The sequence below is a fragment of the Fusibacter sp. genome (assembly GCF_057447755.1).
Map to the genome: position 1 here is coordinate 1 of NZ_JBVBZF010000453.1, position 2,219 is coordinate 2,219.

The 2,219-nt window shown below is 32.4% G+C and carries 3 protein-coding genes; 2 read left to right on the forward strand and 1 reads right to left on the reverse strand.

Annotated elements, in window-relative coordinates:
- The first annotated feature begins 399 nt into the window (after nucleotides 1-399).
- On the forward strand, nucleotides 400-807 hold the full coding sequence (locus tag AC220I_RS21555) for a hypothetical protein (protein ID WP_486725930.1): 408 nt from the start codon (nucleotides 400-402) through the stop codon (nucleotides 805-807).
- Nucleotides 808-1,095: 288 nt separating this feature from the next.
- Nucleotides 1,096-1,671, forward strand: a complete 576-nt coding sequence (locus tag AC220I_RS21560; RefSeq protein ID WP_486725931.1) for a hypothetical protein — start codon at nucleotides 1,096-1,098, stop codon at nucleotides 1,669-1,671.
- A gap of 150 nt (nucleotides 1,672-1,821) precedes the next feature.
- Here AC220I_RS21560 and AC220I_RS21565 read toward each other — a convergent pair.
- Nucleotides 1,822-2,219: transposase (locus AC220I_RS21565; protein WP_486725932.1), on the reverse strand; the 398-nt coding region annotated here is incomplete at its 5' end.

Below are 2,219 nucleotides of genomic sequence, written 5' to 3' on the forward strand. Positions count from 1 at the left end.
CATTTGCATTTTTAATAATAATTCAGACATAAAAAAACAGCTCCTTTTCATTTAGATAGAATAAGAATATCTAATTGACGAACTGTATGTCTAGGAGTAAGGCATTTAGAAGTCACCGCGCTAGCGGTTTAGTCCAACACGTCGGTTACCTAAATCACTCTGATGTCACAGCCCTTGCAGGGCAAGGACAGCGCCACTTTTGCCCTAAGGGTCAAAAGGAGTGACTTCGGTAATAGCGGGAACGTTATATGAAATGCTCTTATGAAATAAACATTACGACAGTATTCTCAATAAATAGTTATTTTTCTATTGACGCGGTGTGAACACCGGGGTATAATTAAATAGAGCGGTAGTTACACCGCGCGATATAATCATATATTTGAGATAGGAGGATTTATTATGCCAAGAGTACATTTATCACTTGAAGAAAGTCTGTTTAATCTATTAGAGGATGAAGCAAAAGAATTGAATATTTCAGTCAATGTACACATAGTGGCTTTACTAAACAAACTGAAAAATCCTAATACAGTAGACTATGCAATATTGTTATCAGAAACGGTTAAAGAAGCATTAGAATTTCCAATAGACAAAGAGTTTACATTGGTTGAATTAAAGACATTTTCAGAAATTTCAATGATGCATGCTACAATGGAAAATATTAAACCTTCAATGGTTAGAGCTGTAGTAGGAAAAATGTTTAATGCAGAGGTTCGAAAGGGTGCAATTGATAAGATTAAAAGGGTTTATAATGAAGATGGAAAACCAAAATTTAATAACAAAGCAGCAGTATATATTCATGTTGTATAAATACTATTATGTATGGAATCTTGTTAATCAGAAGATATAAAAGATAAATTTACAGTATTAAATAACTGAATGGTTTCATTAGAAACAGTATAAAATTATCAATACTATGATTGAAGCACTTCATATAACACGACTATTAGCAAAATCACTCTGATGTCACAACCCTTGCGTAGCAAGGGTTGCGACACTTTTACCGCTAAGGCGTTAAAAGAGAGCGACTTCTGTAATAGCGGGAACGTTATATGAAATATTTGATTAGATACATATTATTGTTATGGGGGAATGACCATGAATACGAATAGAGTACAAAGAATACAGGAAGATATTGATAAAATAAATAATACAATTACTGATAATAAACTTCCTATAAATGAAGTAGGAGAGTTAGTTAGTGAAATTGTCTATGCATATAGAGGGGATATTGATCAAATAACAGCTGGTTTGCAGAGATATTCGATGTATGGAGATAAGCAATATTATAATGATTTAAAAAAGTTAAAGGTAAAATTAGAACATTATTTAGCTAAATTAAAAGATGAAAAAGTCAATGGAAGTGATCCACATAAAAACACAATTAGTATAGTTAATACCAACAATAATGAGCTGACATCCAATACTGAGATTACAATATCAATCACGTTTGATCAAATAATTAACGAAACAGAGAATAATCCATATATTGGAGAAGATTTACGAAATGAAATGCTTGAAAATATAAAAAATTTACAGAATATATCTGAATCTACTGAATCCAATATTCAGAAATGGGCAAAAGTAAGTAAAATTCTATCTTGGATAAGTAATCAAGGTATTGATATTGGTTTAAAGTTATTACCATTAATTTTAAAATCATTTGAACAATAGGATTTTGTGTTTAACATAGAACAATCAAATACTTCATATAAACCAGCTAATTCTTGTCAAGCATCCAATCAAAAATAGTAATCATACTGATTTTAGGGCATGCTAAATAAACCTGTAAATATCAGGACAAAAAATGATAAAATTATGTTATCAGAACTTAAATGGAGTCTCTGATTTCATAATGCCAAAGATCATTCGGAGTAGTTTTGCAGAAGATGCTGTCATAGCAACTTTAGCTGGTTTACCAGAATCAATCATCTTATCGTAAAACGCTCTAAGTTCTTTGTTGGCATATCCATTGGCACGTTTACTAACACCTGCACATGCGTCTTGATAGAGTACTCTTCTGAGGTAAGGAGAACTACGCTTGGAGAGCTTACTATTCTTACCAGTAAACTTCCCAGACTGAAAGACTGAAGGATCAAGCCCAGCATAAGCAATCAACTGTTTTTTAGAATGAAAACGGTCAAAATTGCCGATTTCAGATAAAATCACCGAAGCTGTCACTTCTCCGATGCCTGGAACGGAGCGAAGAAGCTCATAATGAG

Bases quoted from the DNA above. Each gene is read 5' to 3' on its own strand.
- AC220I_RS21555 (WP_486725930.1), top strand. From the start codon at position 400: ATGCCAAGAGTACATTTATCACTTGAAGAAAGTCTGTTTAATCTATTA.
- AC220I_RS21560 (WP_486725931.1), top strand. From the start codon at position 1,096: ATGAATACGAATAGAGTACAAAGAATACAGGAAGATATTGATAAAATA.